Below are 16,356 nucleotides of genomic sequence, written 5' to 3'. Positions count from 1 at the left end.
CATGCCAAAACGCTGCCTGCGCGATTGCCGACAAAACGACGACGTTGTGCACAGGCCTTGTTGTCAGACGATCCCGTAGTACAGCCTGTAGCGGACGCGCTTCATATAGTCCCGATATTCCGCCGTGGCGGCAAGCAGCGCCTCTTCGCGCAGGATGCGATGCACCTGGAAGAACGTGATGACGGCGTAGACGGCGAGATTGTAGAAGGAAAAGGCCGACAGCAGGAACAGGACATGGCCGACCAGATAGCCGGCATAGATCGGGTGTCGCACCAGGCGGTAGGCACCCCCGGTCATCACGCCGCGATTGCCCGGCAGAATGGCGAACGAACGCCCCAGCGATGCCTTGCCCCAGATCACGAAACTCAACGCCAGGGCTTGCAGCGGCGCGGCGACATAGACCGGGATGATGGCAACGCCCGGCTCGAAGGTGATGAAGCCGACACCGAAGCTGGCAATCACGGATACGATCACCGTGAGCGGGTTCCAGTCGCGAACCTGCGGCCGCCGCGACAAAAGCAGCCAGGTAAAGGTTAGGATCTCGGACGTCGCCACCAGTGCCACATTGATACGGGTCGGGTCGAGCATGAGGTGGTGTATGCCGCGATAGACAAACAGCCCCGCGAAAGCCAGCGCGCAGAGCCGAAAGAAGCCTTCCCGCAGGTCGACCAGGATTTCCCGCTTTCGGGCTGCGGACAAAATCCCTTCGTCGTTGACGTGCGAAAGGGTTTCAATTTTTGACATGAGCAAGGCCAAGCACCCGGTTATCCCTCGGGGCGACCTTTGCACGCAACCATTGCCGTACGGTTAATCAAGAAGATCAGATCGGCAGTAAAGCGCTTATGTGTCTCCGGACGCCAGCGAACGCCTTCAACGATCGTGCGAAACACGAGCAGGATGTCTCCGGCCCCAGGCAAAGATCGCGTCTCTGCTGTCTTCGGCTCCACAGCAAAGCCGCCGAGGCGCTGCGTGCACAATTGGCCGTGCTCAACCATGTCATGTCGCGGGAAACCGGAGCCACCTGTCGCGTGGCGAAACTCTGCGCAGCCGCTTTGTCGCTGCAGGGTGAACCCGGGCGGCATAACCACTCTGCTCTACGAGATCGCGAGGAATTAGCTGGAATCTGCCAATGCGTGCGCGTTTGACGGGAAGCTGCCACGCCACGCGAGTCCTTCGAAGTTTCGAGAATCAGATAGGCTCCCTACCCCAGAGTTGAGTTGCTGAAGTACTCCGCGAATTCAGGGCGTTGCGTCAGAACTTTGCCATCGGCATCGCGCAGAATGCCCGCAGCGAAGAGGTAGTCGCCAATCGCGTGCATCTTGGTCGGATCCATCGTGCCGATTGCGCCATTGTCCCCGCGCAAATAGTGGCCATCGATCAGTGCCTTCAGCGAGGCTTCGATCAGCGCCGGATTTGTCAATGTGTCCTTATTGGCGGCGATCAGAAGTGCGGCAGCCGCATCGGGATGGTCGACGGCGAATTGGTAGCCGCGCCGCGTCGCTTGGACGAAGGCGGCCGCAGGTTTGGGGTTTGCCTGGAGATAGGCCTCGCTCGAGGAGATCAGGGTCGTGTGCTCATCAGGCACGCCATAGTCGGCGTAGACGAAGCTGCGCTGCTTGACGCCTTTCAACCCGGCTTCGACACCTTCCCAGGTCGAGACCTCCAGCGTGAAATCGACCGAACCGTTGGCCAGCGCTTCATAGGCTGAAGTGCCGAGTGTCACCGTCTCGAAATTGCCCTTACCGCCATCGTGGCGGATGATGGTGCCGATCAGGGCGTTTTCCCAGGCGCTGCCGAAGCCGCCATAGGTCAGGCCGTCAAGGTTCCTCGGACTTTTTATCTCGCTGCGTGCCGCGTTGAACACCAGCCGGCCGGTTTCGGATTGCACGACGGCATAGACGCCCTTCAGGTCGGCTCCGGCGGTTTTCTGGGTGAACAGGCTGATGGTGCCGTTGATGCCGAAATCGGCGACGCGGTTGGCGACCAGGGTGCCGGCACCGGTATCGCTGTAGGGCAGGATGTCGACCTCGAGCCCGGCTTCGGAATAGAACCCTTTGTCGCGGGCGACGAACAGCCCGATGTGGTTGGTGTTGACCGTCCAGTCGAGGGCGACGGTGACCTTTTGCGCAGCCGATTGTGCTTGGGCATGGCCAGCTCCGGCCACCAGCGGAAGACCGGAGACAAGGGTGAGCAACAAGGCCTGCCGGCGCGTCAAGTCAGTCATGGTCGTGTCCTTTGGATGAGTGCGGGTTGGGCTCGGGGTTGAGCAGGATGTCGAGTATCTCGGCCTCGATTGCGCTTGTCTGCAACGCGTCAGCGCCGCCAAGGCTGCGCGGGCGCGGCAGCGGCACCTTGATTTCGCGGACGATGCTGGCCGGACGCGCCGACAGCACATAGATGCGGTCGGACAGGAAGACGGCTTCGCGCACATCGTGGGTGATCAACAGTGCCGTCCAGCGATGGCGCCGCCACATCTGCTCGAGCCAGCGCTGCATGGCGGTGCGGGTCAGTGCATCGAGCGCGCCGAACGGTTCATCGAGCAAAAGCATGTCGCGCTCCTGCACCACGGTGCGCAACAGCGCCGCGCGCTGGCGCATGCCGCCCGAAAGCTGCGCCGGAAAATGCCGTTCGAAGCCGGCAAGCCCGAACTCGGCAAACAGCGGCGCAACGCGCGCCCGCGCCGCCTTGCGCCTGATGCCTTGCACTTCGAGCCCAAGCGTCGTGTTGTCGAGGATGCGTCGCCACGGCATCAGCGCGTCACGCTGCGGCATAAAGGCGAAATGCCTGCCGTGGTCGTCGAGCGGCGTGCCGTCGAAGAACATCTCGCCCTCGCCGTGCTGCGCGCCGGTCAGAAGCTGGAACAGCGTCGACTTGCCAGCGCCCGACGGCCCGAGGATGGAGACGAATTCACCGGCGCCGACGCTGAGCGAAATGTCGGCGAGCACGTCGAGCCGGCCAAATGCCTTGCGCACATGCCGCAGTTCGAGCCGGCTCATCGCCACGGCCCCGTCCCGGCGGGGTGCTGGCCGGCGGCCCGTTCCCAGGGCATGGCAAGGCGCTGCAGGAGCACCGTCAGCCCAAACAGAGTGAGCGTGAGCGCGGCGCTGACACCGACGGCGGCCAGCACCAGATCGGGGCGGAAATTGTTCTTGGCGTTGAGCATGTAGATGCCCAGCCCCTTCGCGGCACCGGCATATTCGGCGAAGATGGCGCCGACCACGGCATAGGTGATGGAGATCCTCAGGCCGGCGAAGAAATAGGGCAGCGCCGAGGGCAGTCGCGCCAACAAGAAGACGCGCCAGCGCCCTGCCCCCATGGCGCGCAGCATCTGCCCGATCTCGGCCTCCGTCGCCTCGTAGCCCTGCACCAGCGCCACCAGCATCGGAAAGAAGGTGACCAGCGCCACCAGCATGATCTTGGGCATCAACCCGAAGCCGAACCACAGCACCACCAGCGGCGCGATCGCCACCAGCGGCAAGGTCTGGCTGACGATGAAGACGGGAAACAGCGCACGCCGCAGCGGCCGGAAGAAGTCGACCAGCATCGACAGCGCAAAGGCCGCGCTGAGCGAAAAGGCAAAGCCGATCAGCGTGGCCCGGATGGTCGGAATGGCATTGTCGACCAGCGCTTCGCGATTGAGCATCGCCTGCTCGAACACACGCGAAGGCGCCGGCAGTGTCGTCGACTTGATGCCGGAATAAGTGGCATAGAGCTCCCAAGCCAGCAGCAGCAACCCGACCGAAATCATGGCCGGCGCTGCCTTGACAAGAAGGCTCGCGATCGGGCGGCTCGAAGCGGCTGATGATGAGACCACGGGCATAACCTTTGACGGGGTCGCGAATGCGGCCGCTCAGCTGGCCGACGGGCTGTTCGCCGAGACCGTGACGTCGAGGGTTACGTGGCCGGCGCCTGGCCCGAAGCGGCAGAAGGCTTCGTCCAGCGCCGAAAAGATCGCGCCGGCATCCCCGCGCAATTTCGTGCAGAAATGCTTCGAGCGCTCATAGACGCCGGACTGCTTGAGAAAATCGATGCAGCCGTAGATCTCTTCCATGTGGTCGTCGGTGCCCATCACATAGAGCGAGAACTGCGCTGCCGCCGGCTGGCCGGTCAAAGCCGCGCCACGCACCGCGGCGATTGCCGCATCCTTGCGCGGGCCGAGGGGGCCGACAGGCCCACCAAGCGCATCGGAACGGCAGATCGGATCATCCGGCTCGCCAGGGCAGCCGCGCGAGATGGTGGCTGACAACACGCAATGTTTGCCGCTGCGTGCCGCCGCCACGAACAGGTCTCGCATCGCCGGAAACAGCACTTCGGGCGGCCCGACCAGCAAGGTCGAGATGTCGTCGGTCTCGATCCTGAGCCGATCGCGGTAGGGGTCGAGCCCATCCAGCGCGCCAAGGATGACGCCGACGAAATCGTCGGCCATGGGATATAGGGAAATCTGTGCGCCTGAAAACATCGCCCGCCTCGCTCCGCTGGTATTACCCAGATCAGCTTCTAGGGTCTGTGGGCTTGCCACCCCCGTCTCAGCCCCGACCGTACGGAGCACCCCTGTGGATGCGCGGGTTAAAGCACCATTCGAGTTGAAGCGAAAGCCGTTTTTTTGGTGTGCTCCTCCAAAAAGCATTGCGCCAGGCCTGCGAAACCGGACCGTCGAGCGACAAACTTTCAACCAACAGGCGTTGTCTGGCGCCCGGTATGCGCATGGCGCAGGAAATCGACGAAGGCCAGTACGGTTGGTGCTGTATGACGCTGCTTCTGATAGCAGAGGAACCAACCGGGAAAGGCCGCGCACCAATCATCCAGCAGCGACACCAGCTTGCCGGCATCGATCAACGGGCGCACGAGGTCTTCAGCCCAAAAGGCGATGCCGACGCCCTGCACGGCGGCGGCAATCGCCATGTCGCGGCTGGAGACGACAAGCGGACCATTGACCACGACCGAGAACCATTCGCCGCCTCTGGCGAATTCCCATGCGTAGGGCCCGGCACTGCCCGGCCGGCGCCAATTGATACAGCGGTGCTGGAGCAGATCGGCCGGTGCCGACGGCGATCCGTAACGGGCGAGATAGTCCGGCGAGGCCACTGCGAGCTGGCGCTGCGTGCCGCCAAGCGCCACCGCGACCATGTCAGCTTCGAGAAATTCGCCGAGCCTGGCGCTGACATCATAGCCGGCCTCGACAATATCGACGGCGGCATCGTCGATCGTCACATCGAGCACGATGTCCGGCCATGCCTCATGAAAACGGCCAAGCAGCGGCTCCAGATATGTGGCGGCGGCAACGCTGGGCATATGGACGCGCAAGACGCCGGCCGGTGTGTCGCGCAAGGCCGTCGCATCGCCGACCGCCGCCTCCATCTCGGCCATAGCCGGCGCGAAGCGCGCATGCAGGCGCGCGCCGGCTTCGGTCAAGGAGAGGCTGCGGGTCGTGCGGTTGAGCAGGCGCAGGCCAAGCCGCGTTTCGAGCTGACGGATCGTCTGGCTGAGCGTCGACGCTGAAATCCGCAGATCTTCAGCGGCACGGGCGAAGCTGCCATGCGCCACGACAGCGGCAAAGGCTTTCAGCTCGGCATAGTCGCTACCTCGCATTATGCCAGATTCTCCAATGAGTATGATGGCATCCTATCGCATTTTCGGTATGGCGTCTGCTGCCTAGCTTGAGGACATGCCTCGAACGGCTGCAATAATCGGCATCGAGCACACCTGAATTTCCCTCTGAGCAGGAGCAACGAACATGCAGAAACTCAACGGAAAAATCGCTTTGGTGACCGGCGCCTCCTCGGGCATTGGCGCGGCAACCGCGCTGGCGCTGGCGGAGCAAGGTGCTGTCGTCGCCATCGCGGCGCGACGTCGGCAGCGTCTCGACGACCTGGCGGCACGCATCCGCGACAACGGCGGCGAGGCCTTGGCCATCGAGACCGACATCACCGACGAGGCGCAGGCCACAGCCATGGTCCGGCGCGTGCTGGAAAGCCATGGCCGGCTGGACCTGCTGTTCAATGTTGCCGGTGTCGGCGTCGCCGCACCCTTCCAGAACACCACCACCCGCGAATACCGGGAGATGGTCGACCTCAACATTCTGGGTCTGCTCTACACGATCAACGCGGCGCTGCCGTCAATGAAACGGCAGGGATCAGGCCACATCGTCATCGTTTCGTCGGGCACCGGCCGCTACATCCACCCGTCGGTGGTCTATTCCGGCACCAAGCATGCGGCCAGCGCTATCGCCGAATCACTGCGCCGCGAAATCGGCAAGGACGGTATCCGCGTCACGGTGATCGAGCCGGGCGCGGTCAGGACCGAGTTCACCGCCAATATGCGCGACGATGTTCGGCTGGCTGTCGAGCAAAGGTTGGGCGACATGGAGCAACTGGAGAGCGAGGACATCGCCGCCGCCATGCTCTACGCGGTCTCGCAGCCGCCAAGGGTCAACGTCAATATCCTGACCCTCTATCCGACACAGCAGGCTTGACAATCCGCCGCAGCCCCGTTCCCCGCCGCAATGGATTGCTCCGTGGCGTATGAGCGTGGCGCCAGTCCGACAGTTATAAGTTTTTCGCAATTTTCTTATAACTCACTTGAAATGCGGAGCAAAAGTGCGAGCTATAAGAGAACCGCAAATTTCTTATAACCTAGAGACATTGGTCGAACACACGATGAAATCGATCGACATCGCTTATCACACCTTGTTCGCTGAACTCGTGCAACGAAGCCTGGACGCGTCGTTCCAAACCGACTTCTCGACCGCGGGCAATTTCGTGCGAGTCCCCGTAAAGGGCCGCGACTACTGGTATTTTGAGGAGACTCGGCCGAAGACAACAAGACGATATGTCGGCCCGGCCGACGATCCCGAGATCGCAAAACGCGTCGCCGCCTTCAGGGAAATCAAAAGCGACCTGAAGAGCCGTCGCAAGCTTGTATCGACGCTTGTCCGCGAGGCTGGGTTGATGGAGCCGGAGAAATTTACCGGTGATATCGTAGAAGCCCTTGGCAAGGCCGGGTTTTTCCACCTGCGAGGCGTACTGGTCGGCACCGTCGCGTTCCAAACCTACGCCGGATATCTAGGCGTAAGGCTGCCGGGGGTGGCGCTGCAAACAGGCGATGCCGACTTTGCTCAATTTCACTCGGTTTCCGTCGAAGTCAACGACAGTCTGCCGCCGATCATGGATGTGCTGCGCGATATCGATCCTTCGTTTCGCGAAATTCCAAACCGAACGGATGCCGGTCGCACCACACAGTTCGAAAACGCTTCCCGGTATAAGGTCGAATTCCTGACCCCAAATCGGGGCAGCGACGACTACGCCGACCACGCGAGCGCGATGCCGTCTCTGGGCGGCGCATCGGCGCAGCCTTTGCGATTCCTGGATTTTCTGATCCGCGAACCCGTACGAACCGTCTTGCTGCATCGTTCCGGAGTCCCGGTGCTGGTCCCCTCACCCGAGCGATATGCTGTCCACAAACTGATTGTTGCCTCCCTGCGCCAAAAGAACGCAAACGGTGCCGCAAAGCGGGAAAAGGACGTTCTTCAGGCAAGCTTGCTTGTCGAGGCGATGAAAACTGCCCGCAGGCAAGACGACCTCGCCGCGGTGTTTGCCGAAGCATGGAACCGTGGCACCAGTTGGCGTGATGCGATCCAGCGGGGTCTTCGTATGCTCGATCCCGATCGGCAAGACATGGTCGAAACAATCGTTCGAAGGGCACTTTCGGACATTGGTGAAAAGCTGGACGGCTTCACCAACGCGGCAAGCTGACTGAAAAAGGCGTTTGGAATGCAACGATGCCGCTCGACGACCTCGTCAAGCGGCATGCCTGGCAGAACCGGCGCTGTAGACCCTACGAAACCGCCTTCTCGCGAACCGGCAGCTTCCAGCCCGGTCTGACGAAGTGGCAGGTGTAGCCGTTGGGGTATTTCTCCAGATAGTCCTGATGTTCAGGCTCGGCCTCCCAGAAGGGGCCAACCGGTGCGACCTCGGTGACGACCTTGCCCGGCCACAGGCCAGATGCGTCGACATCGGCGATGGTGTCTTCGGCGATTAGCTTCTGTTCATCGCTCGTGTAAAAGATCGCCGAGCGATAGCTCATTCCGACATCGTTGCCCTGCCGGTTGCGGGTCGTCGGATCGTGGATCTGGAAAAAGCGCTCCAGCAGCGTGCGATAGCTGATCATGGCCGGATCGAAATTGATCTCGATGGCCTCCGCATGGGTGCCATGGTTGCGGTAGGTGGCATTGGGCACATCGCCACCGCTGTAGCCGACACGGGTGGAGATGACGCCGGGATAGCGCCGTATCAAATCCTGCATGCCCCAGAAACAGCCGCCGGCAAGCACTGCGCGTTCGGTCGAAGTCGCCATATCACGTCTCCTCAAAAAGCAATTCCAGGAAAAATGCGTAGTGGTTTTCCGTCTGGAATTGCGCAAAAGCAAGTTGGATCTCCCCATAAATGGGCATTGTCTCTTGCTTCGTCCAGCGGACCGGCCGACCTGCTTCAGTTGCCGGGTTGGGCGAGGCTGTCGATCACACTCGGCAGCTGCGGCGCGCCGGGCGGAACGGCGGCAAAGCTGATCGCCATCGGCGGCGCCTTGAGCGACCAGTCGAAGAGAACGGTTTTGACCGGCAGTTTGCCTAGCCACGCCTGCAGATAGGGTGGCACGTCGCGCCCGGGCCAGACCAGGAGTATGCCGTGATCGCGCAGCCGCTGCTTGGTGATCCAGGGGGCGTACTGCATGTTCAGCTCGGTGAAGATCGACGGCTTGTCATATGCATTGAGGCCCGCCAGCGGCGCAACAATGTTATGGCCGCCGACGATGTCGAGCCGACCGGGCGTCGCCGCGTGCCAGACGGCTTCTGCCTCATCCGAGATCTTCTGCGCCGGCCAGCAGACGGCGTCCATGCGCCCGCGCAGATTGCATTTCGTCCAGCGGATGCCCGCATAGGCACCAGATATGGCGATGATGCAGATGAGCGCGCAGATTACCAGCTTTCGCATCTCGACGGCGCCGAGACGGTGGCCCAGGAAGGCGAGCGCCACGACGCCCGCAAGATTGTACATCGGCGCGCCCCAGGCCTCGCCTGTGCCGGTGAACAGGGACGCCACCATGATGAGGATCGCCGGGCCAAGTCCCATCCACAGGAGATAGACGAGCGTACCGCGCCCGACCGGCTCTTGCGGCGGGGGCGAGCGCCGCAGCAGCCCCGATATCGCCAGCACCAGAAAAAAGCCGCAGAGTCCGGCCGTCTGGACGCCGATATAATAAAAGCGGGAGCGATGCGCCATCACCCACTGATCGCGCCAGGCGGCGTAGGTCAGCGGCAGGAAATCGACGCGGTAGAGCTCGATGGCCAGCGGCGCCGCGACAGCGACGAAAACCGCAAGCCCAAGCCATGGCCAAGGCGTGGCGAGCCGGCTGCGTGCCCGCGCGTCGGACAACAGCCAGATCGCGCCAAACAGCAACAGCAGGCCGGTCGAGAACTTGGCGTAGAGCCCGACGCCCGACACCAGTCCGAGCGCCAGCCACCAGACCGGCCCACCGCCGCGGCCCGCACGCCACAACAGCCAGCAGATAGCGGCCCAGAAGGGCATCTGCGCGTAGTCATGATTGAACTGCGGGGTCGGCCAGCCGAAGAAATAGAGCGACGGCATCAACAGCACGGCGGCCAGCGCACGCCTCTGCCCGAGCATGTCGCGGGCCAGCAGATAGACCAGGACGAACGTCGCCGAGATCGTCAACTGCGCCACGAGATATTGCGGCCAGCGGAACGATCCGGTCAGGAGATGGCTGGTCTCGAGCAGCCATGCCGGAAGTTGCGGATGCTTGTAGGTCAACAGCACCCATTCGCGTCCCCACATGAAGCCTTCGACGACATCGTTGGGCGGTGAGACGTTGATAAGCGCCGGTGCCACCGTCCAGCACAGGATCTGCATCAGGCACAAAAGCGCAAGCAAATGCCAGGGATGACGGATCAGATTGGACAAAACCGATGGGGAATGGACGCCGGCGGCGGGCAATCCCGCCGGCACCAAGTGATCCATGGATCCATCTATCCCCGCCATGCGGCGCTTAAATCACATAGTCCGGTTTGACGAACAGCCCCAAAAATCGAAGCTTACGAAAAAGTATAGCTGTGTGCCATTGCAGCACCAAGATCGGGCAGGAGCATCGGCGCTCCTCTCTCCAGGCAGGACAGCGTTGCACGTCTGACCCTGTATGAAAAAATCCGGGTCCCGATGCGCCACCACCATGCCGTCATCCACTACCGTGCGCTCGACTTCTGGATGGCGCGTGCGGCCGTCCTCGTCATCATCTGCTTGCAGCTTCTGGTCATCAACAACCTCTCCTTCGGGCCGCGCTGGCTGGCGCCGGCGCTAGAAGCCGCCCTGCTGCTGCCCTTGTCGGTGGCGACGGCCTGGACACAGGTCGCCACAAGAAAGGCGGTCGAGGATCACGAATGGCATGCGATCGGCCAGTTTCGCATCATGATCCGCAGAACGGCCCTGACCATGACCGCCATCATCAGCGTCATGAATTGCGGCTCGCTGGCCTTGCTGGTGCGAGCCTTGCTGGAGGGCCACGCCGGCAACAGCGGCACGACGCTGTTGATCGACGCGCTCAACATCTGGGTGACCAACGTCATCGTCTTTGCCCTGTGGTTCTGGAGCACCGACCGGGGCGGACCGCCGACCTGCGGCCTCGTCAAGCTCGCGCAGGCTGATTTCCTGTTTGCGCAGATGACGCTGAACGACCGTGATCTCCGGGATTGGCTGCCCGGCTTCGTCGACTATTTCTTCCTGGCCTTCACCAATGCGACAGCCTTCTCTCCGACCGACACGCTGCCACTCAGCCAACGCGCGAAGCTGCTGATGATGGCCGAGGCCATGATCTCGCTGCTGACCATCGCGCTGGTCGCGGCACGCGCCGTCAACATCCTTGCCTGATCGGGCCGGAACGCAAAAAAGCCCGCCACCTTGCGGCGGCGGGCAGGCTCTGGAGTGCTAGGGATCAACCAAGCATAGGGTCAACGAGCGGCGGAGGGGTTGGTTGCCGTTTGCGGTTTCACTCCTGCACCCCCGGCTTGAACCTGCGAACGACAAACTCGAACAGGATGTCAGAGATCCACATGGCGCAGACGCCGATCAGGAAAGCCGCTGCAAGCGTGGTGGTGTCGTCGGCGGGGTCGGGCATCGGCAGGCCGGCGATCCTGACATAGGACACCACCGGCAGCGTCAAATAGGCCGCGGCAAGCGCGCCGCAGATCGGCGAAGCCACCATTTCGCGCAGCTTGTAGCGATGCCGCGACAGCGCCCGCAGGACGCCACCGGCAAGGCCGGCGGCGACGACCGGTCCCTTGATGCCGAGCAGGTCGAACAGATCGTGCATCACGGCCTCCATCCACAAAGTGCCTGGCCCTTTTCATTGTGCGCCAGGATCGCCGCCACCGTCGCGCCGGAAAGAGTCGCCACTTCTGCCTTTGCCAGCCGGATGGGATGCTCGACCGCGCAGAACGACCCGCCAGCACTTGCGCAGCCGGCCAGCAGGACCGAGAGCACTATGATCTTGACCATTTCGCCAGCCTCCCCCTGTTGTCGGCCGGCGTCCGGCCGGCAACGGCGTCGTCGATCTTCTGGGCTTGGCTGCGCGCGGCGGCGTCGGCGGCATCTTGCCTCGCCTTCTGGCTGGCCTTGCCTTTGGCGTAGGCCGTCCAGAGACCGGCGAGCGCGGCACCCATTGCAAGCAGATACGGCCAGAACTGACCAAGCAGGGCGAGCGCTCCCATCTCATTTCTCCTCGACCGGCGGCGGCGCGACCATGCCGAGCGGACCGTCACGCACCGCGTTGATGATGATCTTGGCAAGCGCAATGGCGCCGCTGATCTGAAGCGCGGTGCGATCGGTGACGCCGAACATCGTCCAGTCGAAGCCGACCAGGGCGCCACCGCAGATGATCGCGATCAGCGTGTTGAGCAGATTGTGCAGCGCGTTGGTGTTGAGGAATTTCATCAAAAGAGGCTCCCGAAAATATCGGTGACGTGCTGCCGGAAGGCCGCGAGCGCTCCGGCGATGAGGACGAGGATGCCGGCCGCGGCAGCAGTCTTGACGGCCGGCGGCACGGGCTGGGCCGCCGGCGCCCCGCCAATGGGCTTTTCGACGCCGGGCGACAACGCGGCCGGCACAGGCGCCGGCGCGGTCACAGGTGTCGCCGACATCAGCAAGGCCTGAGCCCGCACCGACGTGACGCGATCGGACCAGCCGCGCCCGAATGTTGCCCATGTCGGCAGCCGTTTGAGAAACGCCAGCCGCGCATCGCATAGCGCGTCGATGGTGACGCCGGCCGGCCTTGCCCTGGCCGCGGCAAGGGTGGCCGGCCCGATCCGGCCGTCCTGGGCGACGCCCAGGCACGCCTGCAGGGTTTTCGCCGCCCTGCCCGGCCCGCTGTTCACGGCGAAATCGAACACGGCATGGTCGACCCCGTCGGGCAATTCGGCGCCGAGCACCGCATCCCAGTAGTAGCGGCGAAAGACGGTAGCGACCTGCTGGTCGCTGATCTTGCGAAGGTCGGCCTTGGTGGCACTCGCCTTCACATACCGGCGGAAGTTGGCGAGCGTCACGCCCTTCATGGTGGCGCCGCCGGGGTCGGCCGGATTGTCCGACCACCCACCTTCCGATTTCAAGACGAGCGCAAGCGCCCGCGCAAAGTTGCGGTCCATGGCAGTTCCTTTCCGCCCTCTCCGGGCAGGTTGCTGAGTTTTGGAATTTGGCTATAGTTGGCGCAGGACGAGGGAAATAACTTGCTGAACAACAATGCGCGAATATTCGCGCTCGATGGGCTGCGCGGCATCGCCGCGCTGTCAGTCTTCCTTCAGCATTTCGCGACCGACACACCCTGGCATCCCCTCACCTTTGCCTGGTGCGGGCTCATCGGCGTTGAACTGTTTTTCGTGCTGTCCGGGTTTCTGATGGGCAGGAAGTATTCGACTGCGCCAATTTCAGGCTTGGCGGTGATCGACTTCTGGGTCAAGCGCGCGGCGCGCGTCCTTCCACTGTTCTTGATCTGCGTGACGGCAGCCTATGCCTGGCTTTTGCTGACAGGTCGCGACCAGCCTTTTTACGGGTTGAAATGGGATGGATGGTGGCACCATTACGTTTTCTGGGCCGGCCAATCCGTGTTCTGGACGATCCCGAGAGAGATCCAGTTCTATCTGGTTTTTCCGCTGATCTGGTGGATTTGCCAGCGTCTGGGCAATGCTGCCAACTTCCTGCTGCTCGCGGCGGCGGCCATTCTCCTGGGAGCCGCTATCGGCACGCCCGTTCTCATGCAGGCCGCCCCTCTGTTTCTCGCCGGCGTCGTCGCCGGGCGTATCGAGCTTGAGCCGGACAAGTCGTACGATGTCCCATTGGTTGCGCTGCTGGTCCTCTACGTCTTGTCCTGGCCTGGAATGATCGATGTCCTGGAATTGCCAAGATCCCTTTTCGGCGGCACGCTGTACCTTGTCTATCTGCCTTCTCTCGTCCTGGTTTCGACAGCCTCCCCGCTTGCCCAGCGCCTGTTGGGACGGGGCGTGCTGAAGTGGTATGGCGACATCTCCTATTCCCTCTATCTGCTCCATCTGCCCATCCATGTCGCGCTCAAGATGTGGACGCCAATTTCGCTTTTGCCCAAACCCATCTGGTTCGGGCTGACATTGATCGTTGTGACGATCGCCAGCTACTGTTCATTCCGCTACGTCGAGACGCCGCTGCGCAGACGCATATCGCGCCTGGCGCCCAAGCCACCGGCGCCTCAGCAACCGGTTGCCAATGGAGGTGTTAGATCCGGCCAGCCAGCACCGGAGGAAGCCTCGGCGGCGCCGGCGCTCACATAGCGGACGTTGGCGAACATCACACTGGATGGAACAGCTCGGGTTGGGGAAATACCACTCTGAACCCGAAACGCTCGGCGAGTGGTCCCAGGCACTCGGCCGGCTGGATTGTCGAAACCCTGACGCGCATTCCGATCAAGGCATTGCAGACCCTGTCCAGCAGCCATCGCTCGACACGGCAAACCGGCCCCTGTCCATGGACTGGCTGCCGGCCCTTTCTCCAACGGTGTAGATGATGAAGCCCGAAATAACGAAGAAGATGTCGACACCGCCAGGCCCGAAATTGTAGATGTAAGGCGTTGTCCAGTACCCCCGCATCGGCACGAAGGGGTGAAGCACATGACTGACCAGGACCATCAATGACGCGACGGCGCGCAGGAACTGGACGTTCCGATAGTGCATAGCCCCGAAGTCTCCAAAGCCATCCTCTATCGGCGGTTGCCGGGCAATTCCAGCATCGCACCGCCGCCCGATGCGATGACAAGGATTGGGGATTATCGGCACCCGGAAGGCGCAATGGATTGCCTGGAATATGGCCTTCGCGTAGAGACGATTTCTATGAATCAAATGGTAGAAGCCAAGTCGACCACGGATATTGGCAGCAGGTCGGATCATCGTTCAGATATCGACGTCTTGCGGGCGATTGCGGTTGCTGCGGTCGTGCTGTTTCATCTCGGCTGGACGACGGTTAGCGGCGGGTTTGTTGGCGTTGATATTTTCTTCGTAATCAGCGGATATCTGATATCACGCATCATCTGGACTGAGAGCGCGCAAGGTCGGTTCTCACTCAAGAATTTCTACGCTCGGCGCGCTCGCCGGCTGTTGCCAGCCCTGTTTGCAACCATCATCGTCACCTTCGTCGTCGCCGCTTTTCTGTTCATACCGGAGCAATTCCAGGATCTGTCGAGGTCAGCGATATTCTCTCTGCTTGGACTGGCCAACGTCGATTTCTGGATGCAGTCAGGCTACTTCGATTCCGGCGCAATTCTGAAGCCGCTGCTTCACATTTGGACGCTCGCCGTTGAATTGCAGTTCTACGCGTTCTGGCCCTTCCTCATCGCCATGGCCGTTCGAAAAAGCTATTGGGTGGCCTTCTCTTTGATCGCTGCAGCCTTCGCTGCATCACTTGCGGGTTGCCTGTGGATGATGGGGTACGATCCGACGGCGGCCTTTTTCCTCGTCCCATTCCGGGTCTGGGAGTTCGCTACAGGCGGGCTGGTGTTTCTTACCGAGAGACGGTTGTCGAAAGTGTATGCGGACCTGCTCTATGTCGTGGGGCTGGCCGCGATCCTGTTTGCCATCTTCGGCTATTCAGGACGGACGGCTTATCCTGGCGTTGCCGCTCTCGCGCCCGTCCTGGGCGCGGTATTGATGCTGCTCGGCGGTCAAGGCCGGCTGGCAAGACAGGCTCAGTTCAGACCGGCTATCTACCTCGGCAAGATCAGCTATTCGGTCTATCTGGTTCACTGGCCGCTGGTTGTCTTCATGGTGTATAGATTTGGCGCCTTGGAAGGGTGGCAGATCCTCGCCTCGCTTGTTGCAACCTTGGCCCTTGGCGCAGCCAGTTACCATTTCATCGAAGTGCGCTATCGCAAGCCGCGCCCGTTGAAGTTGGGGAAGACGTTGATTTTCGCCTGCCTCACTGCCGGCTTCATGGCAGCCGCCACACAGAGCTGGGCGACAGATGGGTGGGTCTGGCGGATGCCTGCTGCATTCCGTAGTGCTTATGTTTTGGACCTGAGAAAAGAACACACATACACCTTTTCGAACTCCACTCCGTTGCTGACACCGCACGATTTCAAAACCACCAAAAGGCATCTTCTGATCATTGGAGACTCTCAGGGAGCGGATATCATTAACCTGCTCGTTGAGACTGGCGCGGCAAAACAATTCGAAATTATCTATCGCCAACTCGATTGGCGGTGTGGCGTACCGACCCTCCCTGTCGACCTGTCTGACAGGTATTGGAAATCAATAAACCCGTTTGCTGCAGCAGTTATGAAACCCTGCAACGAAGCGTACTCACTCATCCGGTCTACACCGGCGTCGCTAGAGCATGCCGATCTGGTGATGATCGCGCTGTATTGGCAAGATTTCGCATTTCCATACGTCCAGACTTCGGTTGACGAAATGCGATCCCAAACAAGCGCTCCAATCTACGTTGTCGGCAGCAAAAATTTCACAGGCAGCAGCCTTCAGTTGCTTAATAAGCACGGCACCTTTGCAGGCATCGACGAGTACGCATTTCGAGAAATCAGCCCCGTGGCTAGAAAGATCGACACTTTCCTCAAGACGCTATCGCACGTAAGTTATATCGATCCGTTGGTTGCCGTATGCCCGCATAACCAGTGCGAAATATTTACCGACAAATCCGCGCCGGTTTTTTGGGATAGCATGCATTGGACGAAAGCCGGTGTGCAACTTATAGCGGCCAAGAACGGCGTAGCCATCTTCCCGTTTCTCGACACAAAGCAGGCGGCCGGCAAGAACTCACCCTAGGG

At 61.5% G+C, this 16,356-nt stretch carries 19 protein-coding genes and 1 riboswitch; of the genes, 5 read left to right on the top strand and 14 right to left on the bottom strand.

The features are described 5' to 3' along the window. Positions 1-63 precede the first annotated feature (63 nt). From AC1DYW_RS16240 to AC1DYW_RS16215, 6 genes are all read right to left on the bottom strand, one after another. Complete coding sequence (locus AC1DYW_RS16240; protein ID WP_477226903.1) at positions 64-699, bottom strand: methyltransferase family protein; 636 nt, start codon at positions 697-699, stop codon at positions 64-66. A gap of 502 nt (positions 700-1,201) precedes the next feature. Beyond that, the gene (locus AC1DYW_RS16235) at positions 1,202-2,224 is read right to left on the bottom strand and encodes an ABC transporter substrate-binding protein (RefSeq protein WP_457151269.1); all 1,023 of its coding nucleotides are present in this window, start codon (positions 2,222-2,224) and stop codon (positions 1,202-1,204) included. Further along, the gene (locus AC1DYW_RS16230; RefSeq protein ID WP_477226902.1) at positions 2,217-2,996 is read right to left on the bottom strand and encodes an ABC transporter ATP-binding protein; all 780 of its coding nucleotides are present in this window, start codon (positions 2,994-2,996) and stop codon (positions 2,217-2,219) included. Before AC1DYW_RS16230 ends, AC1DYW_RS16235 begins: the two co-directional genes overlap by 8 nt. Further along, entirely contained in the window at positions 2,993-3,748 is a 756-nt protein-coding gene (locus tag AC1DYW_RS16225) for an ABC transporter permease (RefSeq protein WP_095091792.1), read from the bottom strand. The genes AC1DYW_RS16230 and AC1DYW_RS16225 overlap by 4 nt, the downstream gene beginning before the upstream one ends. A 102-nt stretch (positions 3,749-3,850) precedes the next feature. Next, positions 3,851-4,459: a YkoF family thiamine/hydroxymethylpyrimidine-binding protein gene (locus AC1DYW_RS16220; RefSeq protein WP_095091410.1), complete on the bottom strand. Its 609-nt coding sequence runs from the start codon at positions 4,457-4,459 to the stop codon at positions 3,851-3,853. Then, a riboswitch (TPP riboswitch) is annotated at positions 4,450-4,563 on the bottom strand. (Overlaps the previous gene by 10 nt.) Positions 4,564-4,668: 105 nt before the next feature. Then, complete coding sequence (locus AC1DYW_RS16215; RefSeq protein ID WP_477226901.1) at positions 4,669-5,589, bottom strand: LysR family transcriptional regulator; 921 nt, start codon at positions 5,587-5,589, stop codon at positions 4,669-4,671. A gap of 145 nt (positions 5,590-5,734) precedes the next feature. On the opposite strand from AC1DYW_RS16215, the gene AC1DYW_RS16210 reads away from it, so the two are divergent. Then, entirely contained in the window at positions 5,735-6,472 is a 738-nt protein-coding gene (locus tag AC1DYW_RS16210) for an SDR family oxidoreductase (protein ID WP_477226900.1), read from the top strand. 184 nt (positions 6,473-6,656) lie between these two features. Further along, positions 6,657-7,751, top strand: a complete 1,095-nt coding sequence (locus AC1DYW_RS16205) for a nucleotidyltransferase family protein (protein WP_477226899.1) — start codon at positions 6,657-6,659, stop codon at positions 7,749-7,751. Positions 7,752-7,833: 82 nt separating this feature from the next. Here AC1DYW_RS16205 and msrA read toward each other — a convergent pair whose 3' ends face one another. Then, positions 7,834-8,352 carry a peptide-methionine (S)-S-oxide reductase MsrA gene (gene msrA / locus AC1DYW_RS16200; RefSeq protein WP_477226898.1) on the bottom strand — a complete coding sequence of 173 codons (519 nt, stop codon included), beginning with the start codon at positions 8,350-8,352 and terminating at the stop codon, positions 7,834-7,836. A 134-nt stretch (positions 8,353-8,486) separates the two neighbouring features. After that, positions 8,487-10,031: a glycosyltransferase family 39 protein gene (locus AC1DYW_RS16195; protein WP_477226897.1), complete on the bottom strand. Its 1,545-nt coding sequence runs from the start codon at positions 10,029-10,031 to the stop codon at positions 8,487-8,489. A 195-nt stretch (positions 10,032-10,226) separates the two neighbouring features. Here AC1DYW_RS16195 and AC1DYW_RS16190 point away from each other — a divergent pair, with 195 nt between their 5' ends. Beyond that, positions 10,227-10,934, top strand: coding sequence for a hypothetical protein (locus tag AC1DYW_RS16190; RefSeq protein WP_477226896.1), 708 nt, complete (start codon positions 10,227-10,229; stop codon positions 10,932-10,934). 118 nt (positions 10,935-11,052) lie between these two features. Here AC1DYW_RS16190 and AC1DYW_RS16185 read toward each other — a convergent pair whose 3' ends face one another. The 5 genes from AC1DYW_RS16185 to AC1DYW_RS16165 are packed head-to-tail and all read right to left on the bottom strand — an operon-like array spanning position 11,053 to position 12,703. Then, positions 11,053-11,376, bottom strand: coding sequence for a hypothetical protein (locus tag AC1DYW_RS16185; RefSeq protein ID WP_095091790.1), 324 nt, complete (start codon positions 11,374-11,376; stop codon positions 11,053-11,055). After that, positions 11,376-11,561 (bottom strand): hypothetical protein, encoded by a 186-nt coding sequence (locus AC1DYW_RS16180; RefSeq protein ID WP_477226895.1) that lies wholly within the window; start codon positions 11,559-11,561, stop codon positions 11,376-11,378. The genes AC1DYW_RS16185 and AC1DYW_RS16180 overlap by 1 nt, the downstream gene beginning before the upstream one ends. Then, positions 11,546-11,773 (bottom strand): hypothetical protein, encoded by a 228-nt coding sequence (locus AC1DYW_RS16175; RefSeq protein WP_477226894.1) that lies wholly within the window; start codon positions 11,771-11,773, stop codon positions 11,546-11,548. Before AC1DYW_RS16175 ends, AC1DYW_RS16180 begins: the two co-directional genes overlap by 16 nt. A gap of 1 nt (position 11,774) precedes the next feature. Then, positions 11,775-11,996, bottom strand: coding sequence for a hypothetical protein (locus AC1DYW_RS16170; RefSeq protein ID WP_477226893.1), 222 nt, complete (start codon positions 11,994-11,996; stop codon positions 11,775-11,777). After that, on the bottom strand, positions 11,996-12,703 hold the full coding sequence (locus AC1DYW_RS16165) for a glycoside hydrolase family 108 protein (protein WP_477226892.1): 708 nt from the start codon (positions 12,701-12,703) through the stop codon (positions 11,996-11,998). The genes AC1DYW_RS16170 and AC1DYW_RS16165 overlap by 1 nt, the downstream gene beginning before the upstream one ends. A gap of 57 nt (positions 12,704-12,760) precedes the next feature. Here AC1DYW_RS16165 and AC1DYW_RS16160 point away from each other — a divergent pair, with 57 nt between their 5' ends. After that, positions 12,761-13,858 carry an acyltransferase family protein gene (locus tag AC1DYW_RS16160; protein ID WP_477226891.1) on the top strand — a complete coding sequence of 366 codons (1,098 nt, stop codon included), beginning with the start codon at positions 12,761-12,763 and terminating at the stop codon, positions 13,856-13,858. Between the two features lie 132 nt (positions 13,859-13,990). On the opposite strand, the gene AC1DYW_RS16155 is transcribed toward AC1DYW_RS16160, so the two are convergent. After that, positions 13,991-14,257 carry an acyltransferase family protein gene (locus tag AC1DYW_RS16155; RefSeq protein WP_477226890.1) on the bottom strand — a complete coding sequence of 89 codons (267 nt, stop codon included), beginning with the start codon at positions 14,255-14,257 and terminating at the stop codon, positions 13,991-13,993. On the opposite strand from AC1DYW_RS16155, the gene AC1DYW_RS16150 reads away from it, so the two are divergent. Next, positions 14,252-16,354: an acyltransferase family protein gene (locus tag AC1DYW_RS16150; protein ID WP_477226889.1), complete on the top strand. Its 2,103-nt coding sequence runs from the start codon at positions 14,252-14,254 to the stop codon at positions 16,352-16,354. The genes AC1DYW_RS16155 and AC1DYW_RS16150 overlap by 6 nt on opposite strands. The last annotated feature ends 2 nt before the right edge of the window (positions 16,355-16,356 follow it).

The sequence above is a fragment of the Mesorhizobium sp. P2_D5 genome (assembly GCF_056404355.1).
The sequence above is the reverse complement of the archived record's forward strand: the minus strand, read 5'-3'. Positions and strand labels throughout refer to the sequence as shown.

What these genes read in the sequence shown, in the direction of transcription:
- AC1DYW_RS16225 (WP_095091792.1), bottom strand. Translation starts at nt 3,748, where the DNA reads ATGATTTCGGTCGGGTTGCTGCTGCTGGCTTGGGAGCTCTATGCCACT.
- AC1DYW_RS16185 (WP_095091790.1), bottom strand. Translation starts at nt 11,376, where the DNA reads ATGCACGATCTGTTCGACCTGCTCGGCATCAAGGGACCGGTCGTCGCC.
- AC1DYW_RS16235 (WP_457151269.1), bottom strand. Translation starts at nt 2,224, where the DNA reads ATGACTGACTTGACGCGCCGGCAGGCCTTGTTGCTCACCCTTGTCTCC.
- AC1DYW_RS16220 (WP_095091410.1), bottom strand. Translation starts at nt 4,459, where the DNA reads ATGTTTTCAGGCGCACAGATTTCCCTATATCCCATGGCCGACGATTTC.
- AC1DYW_RS16205 (WP_477226899.1), top strand. Translation starts at nt 6,657, where the DNA reads ATGAAATCGATCGACATCGCTTATCACACCTTGTTCGCTGAACTCGTG.
- AC1DYW_RS16155 (WP_477226890.1), bottom strand. Translation starts at nt 14,257, where the DNA reads ATGCACTATCGGAACGTCCAGTTCCTGCGCGCCGTCGCGTCATTGATG.
- AC1DYW_RS16215 (WP_477226901.1), bottom strand. Translation starts at nt 5,589, where the DNA reads ATGCGAGGTAGCGACTATGCCGAGCTGAAAGCCTTTGCCGCTGTCGTG.
- msrA (WP_477226898.1), bottom strand. Translation starts at nt 8,352, where the DNA reads ATGGCGACTTCGACCGAACGCGCAGTGCTTGCCGGCGGCTGTTTCTGG.
- AC1DYW_RS16195 (WP_477226897.1), bottom strand. Translation starts at nt 10,031, where the DNA reads ATGGATCACTTGGTGCCGGCGGGATTGCCCGCCGCCGGCGTCCATTCC.
- AC1DYW_RS16180 (WP_477226895.1), bottom strand. Translation starts at nt 11,561, where the DNA reads ATGGTCAAGATCATAGTGCTCTCGGTCCTGCTGGCCGGCTGCGCAAGT.
- AC1DYW_RS16175 (WP_477226894.1), bottom strand. Translation starts at nt 11,773, where the DNA reads ATGGGAGCGCTCGCCCTGCTTGGTCAGTTCTGGCCGTATCTGCTTGCA.
- AC1DYW_RS16230 (WP_477226902.1), bottom strand. Translation starts at nt 2,996, where the DNA reads ATGAGCCGGCTCGAACTGCGGCATGTGCGCAAGGCATTTGGCCGGCTC.
- AC1DYW_RS16170 (WP_477226893.1), bottom strand. Translation starts at nt 11,996, where the DNA reads ATGAAATTCCTCAACACCAACGCGCTGCACAATCTGCTCAACACGCTG.
- AC1DYW_RS16190 (WP_477226896.1), top strand. Translation starts at nt 10,227, where the DNA reads ATGCGCCACCACCATGCCGTCATCCACTACCGTGCGCTCGACTTCTGG.
- AC1DYW_RS16210 (WP_477226900.1), top strand. Translation starts at nt 5,735, where the DNA reads ATGCAGAAACTCAACGGAAAAATCGCTTTGGTGACCGGCGCCTCCTCG.
- AC1DYW_RS16165 (WP_477226892.1), bottom strand. Translation starts at nt 12,703, where the DNA reads ATGGACCGCAACTTTGCGCGGGCGCTTGCGCTCGTCTTGAAATCGGAA.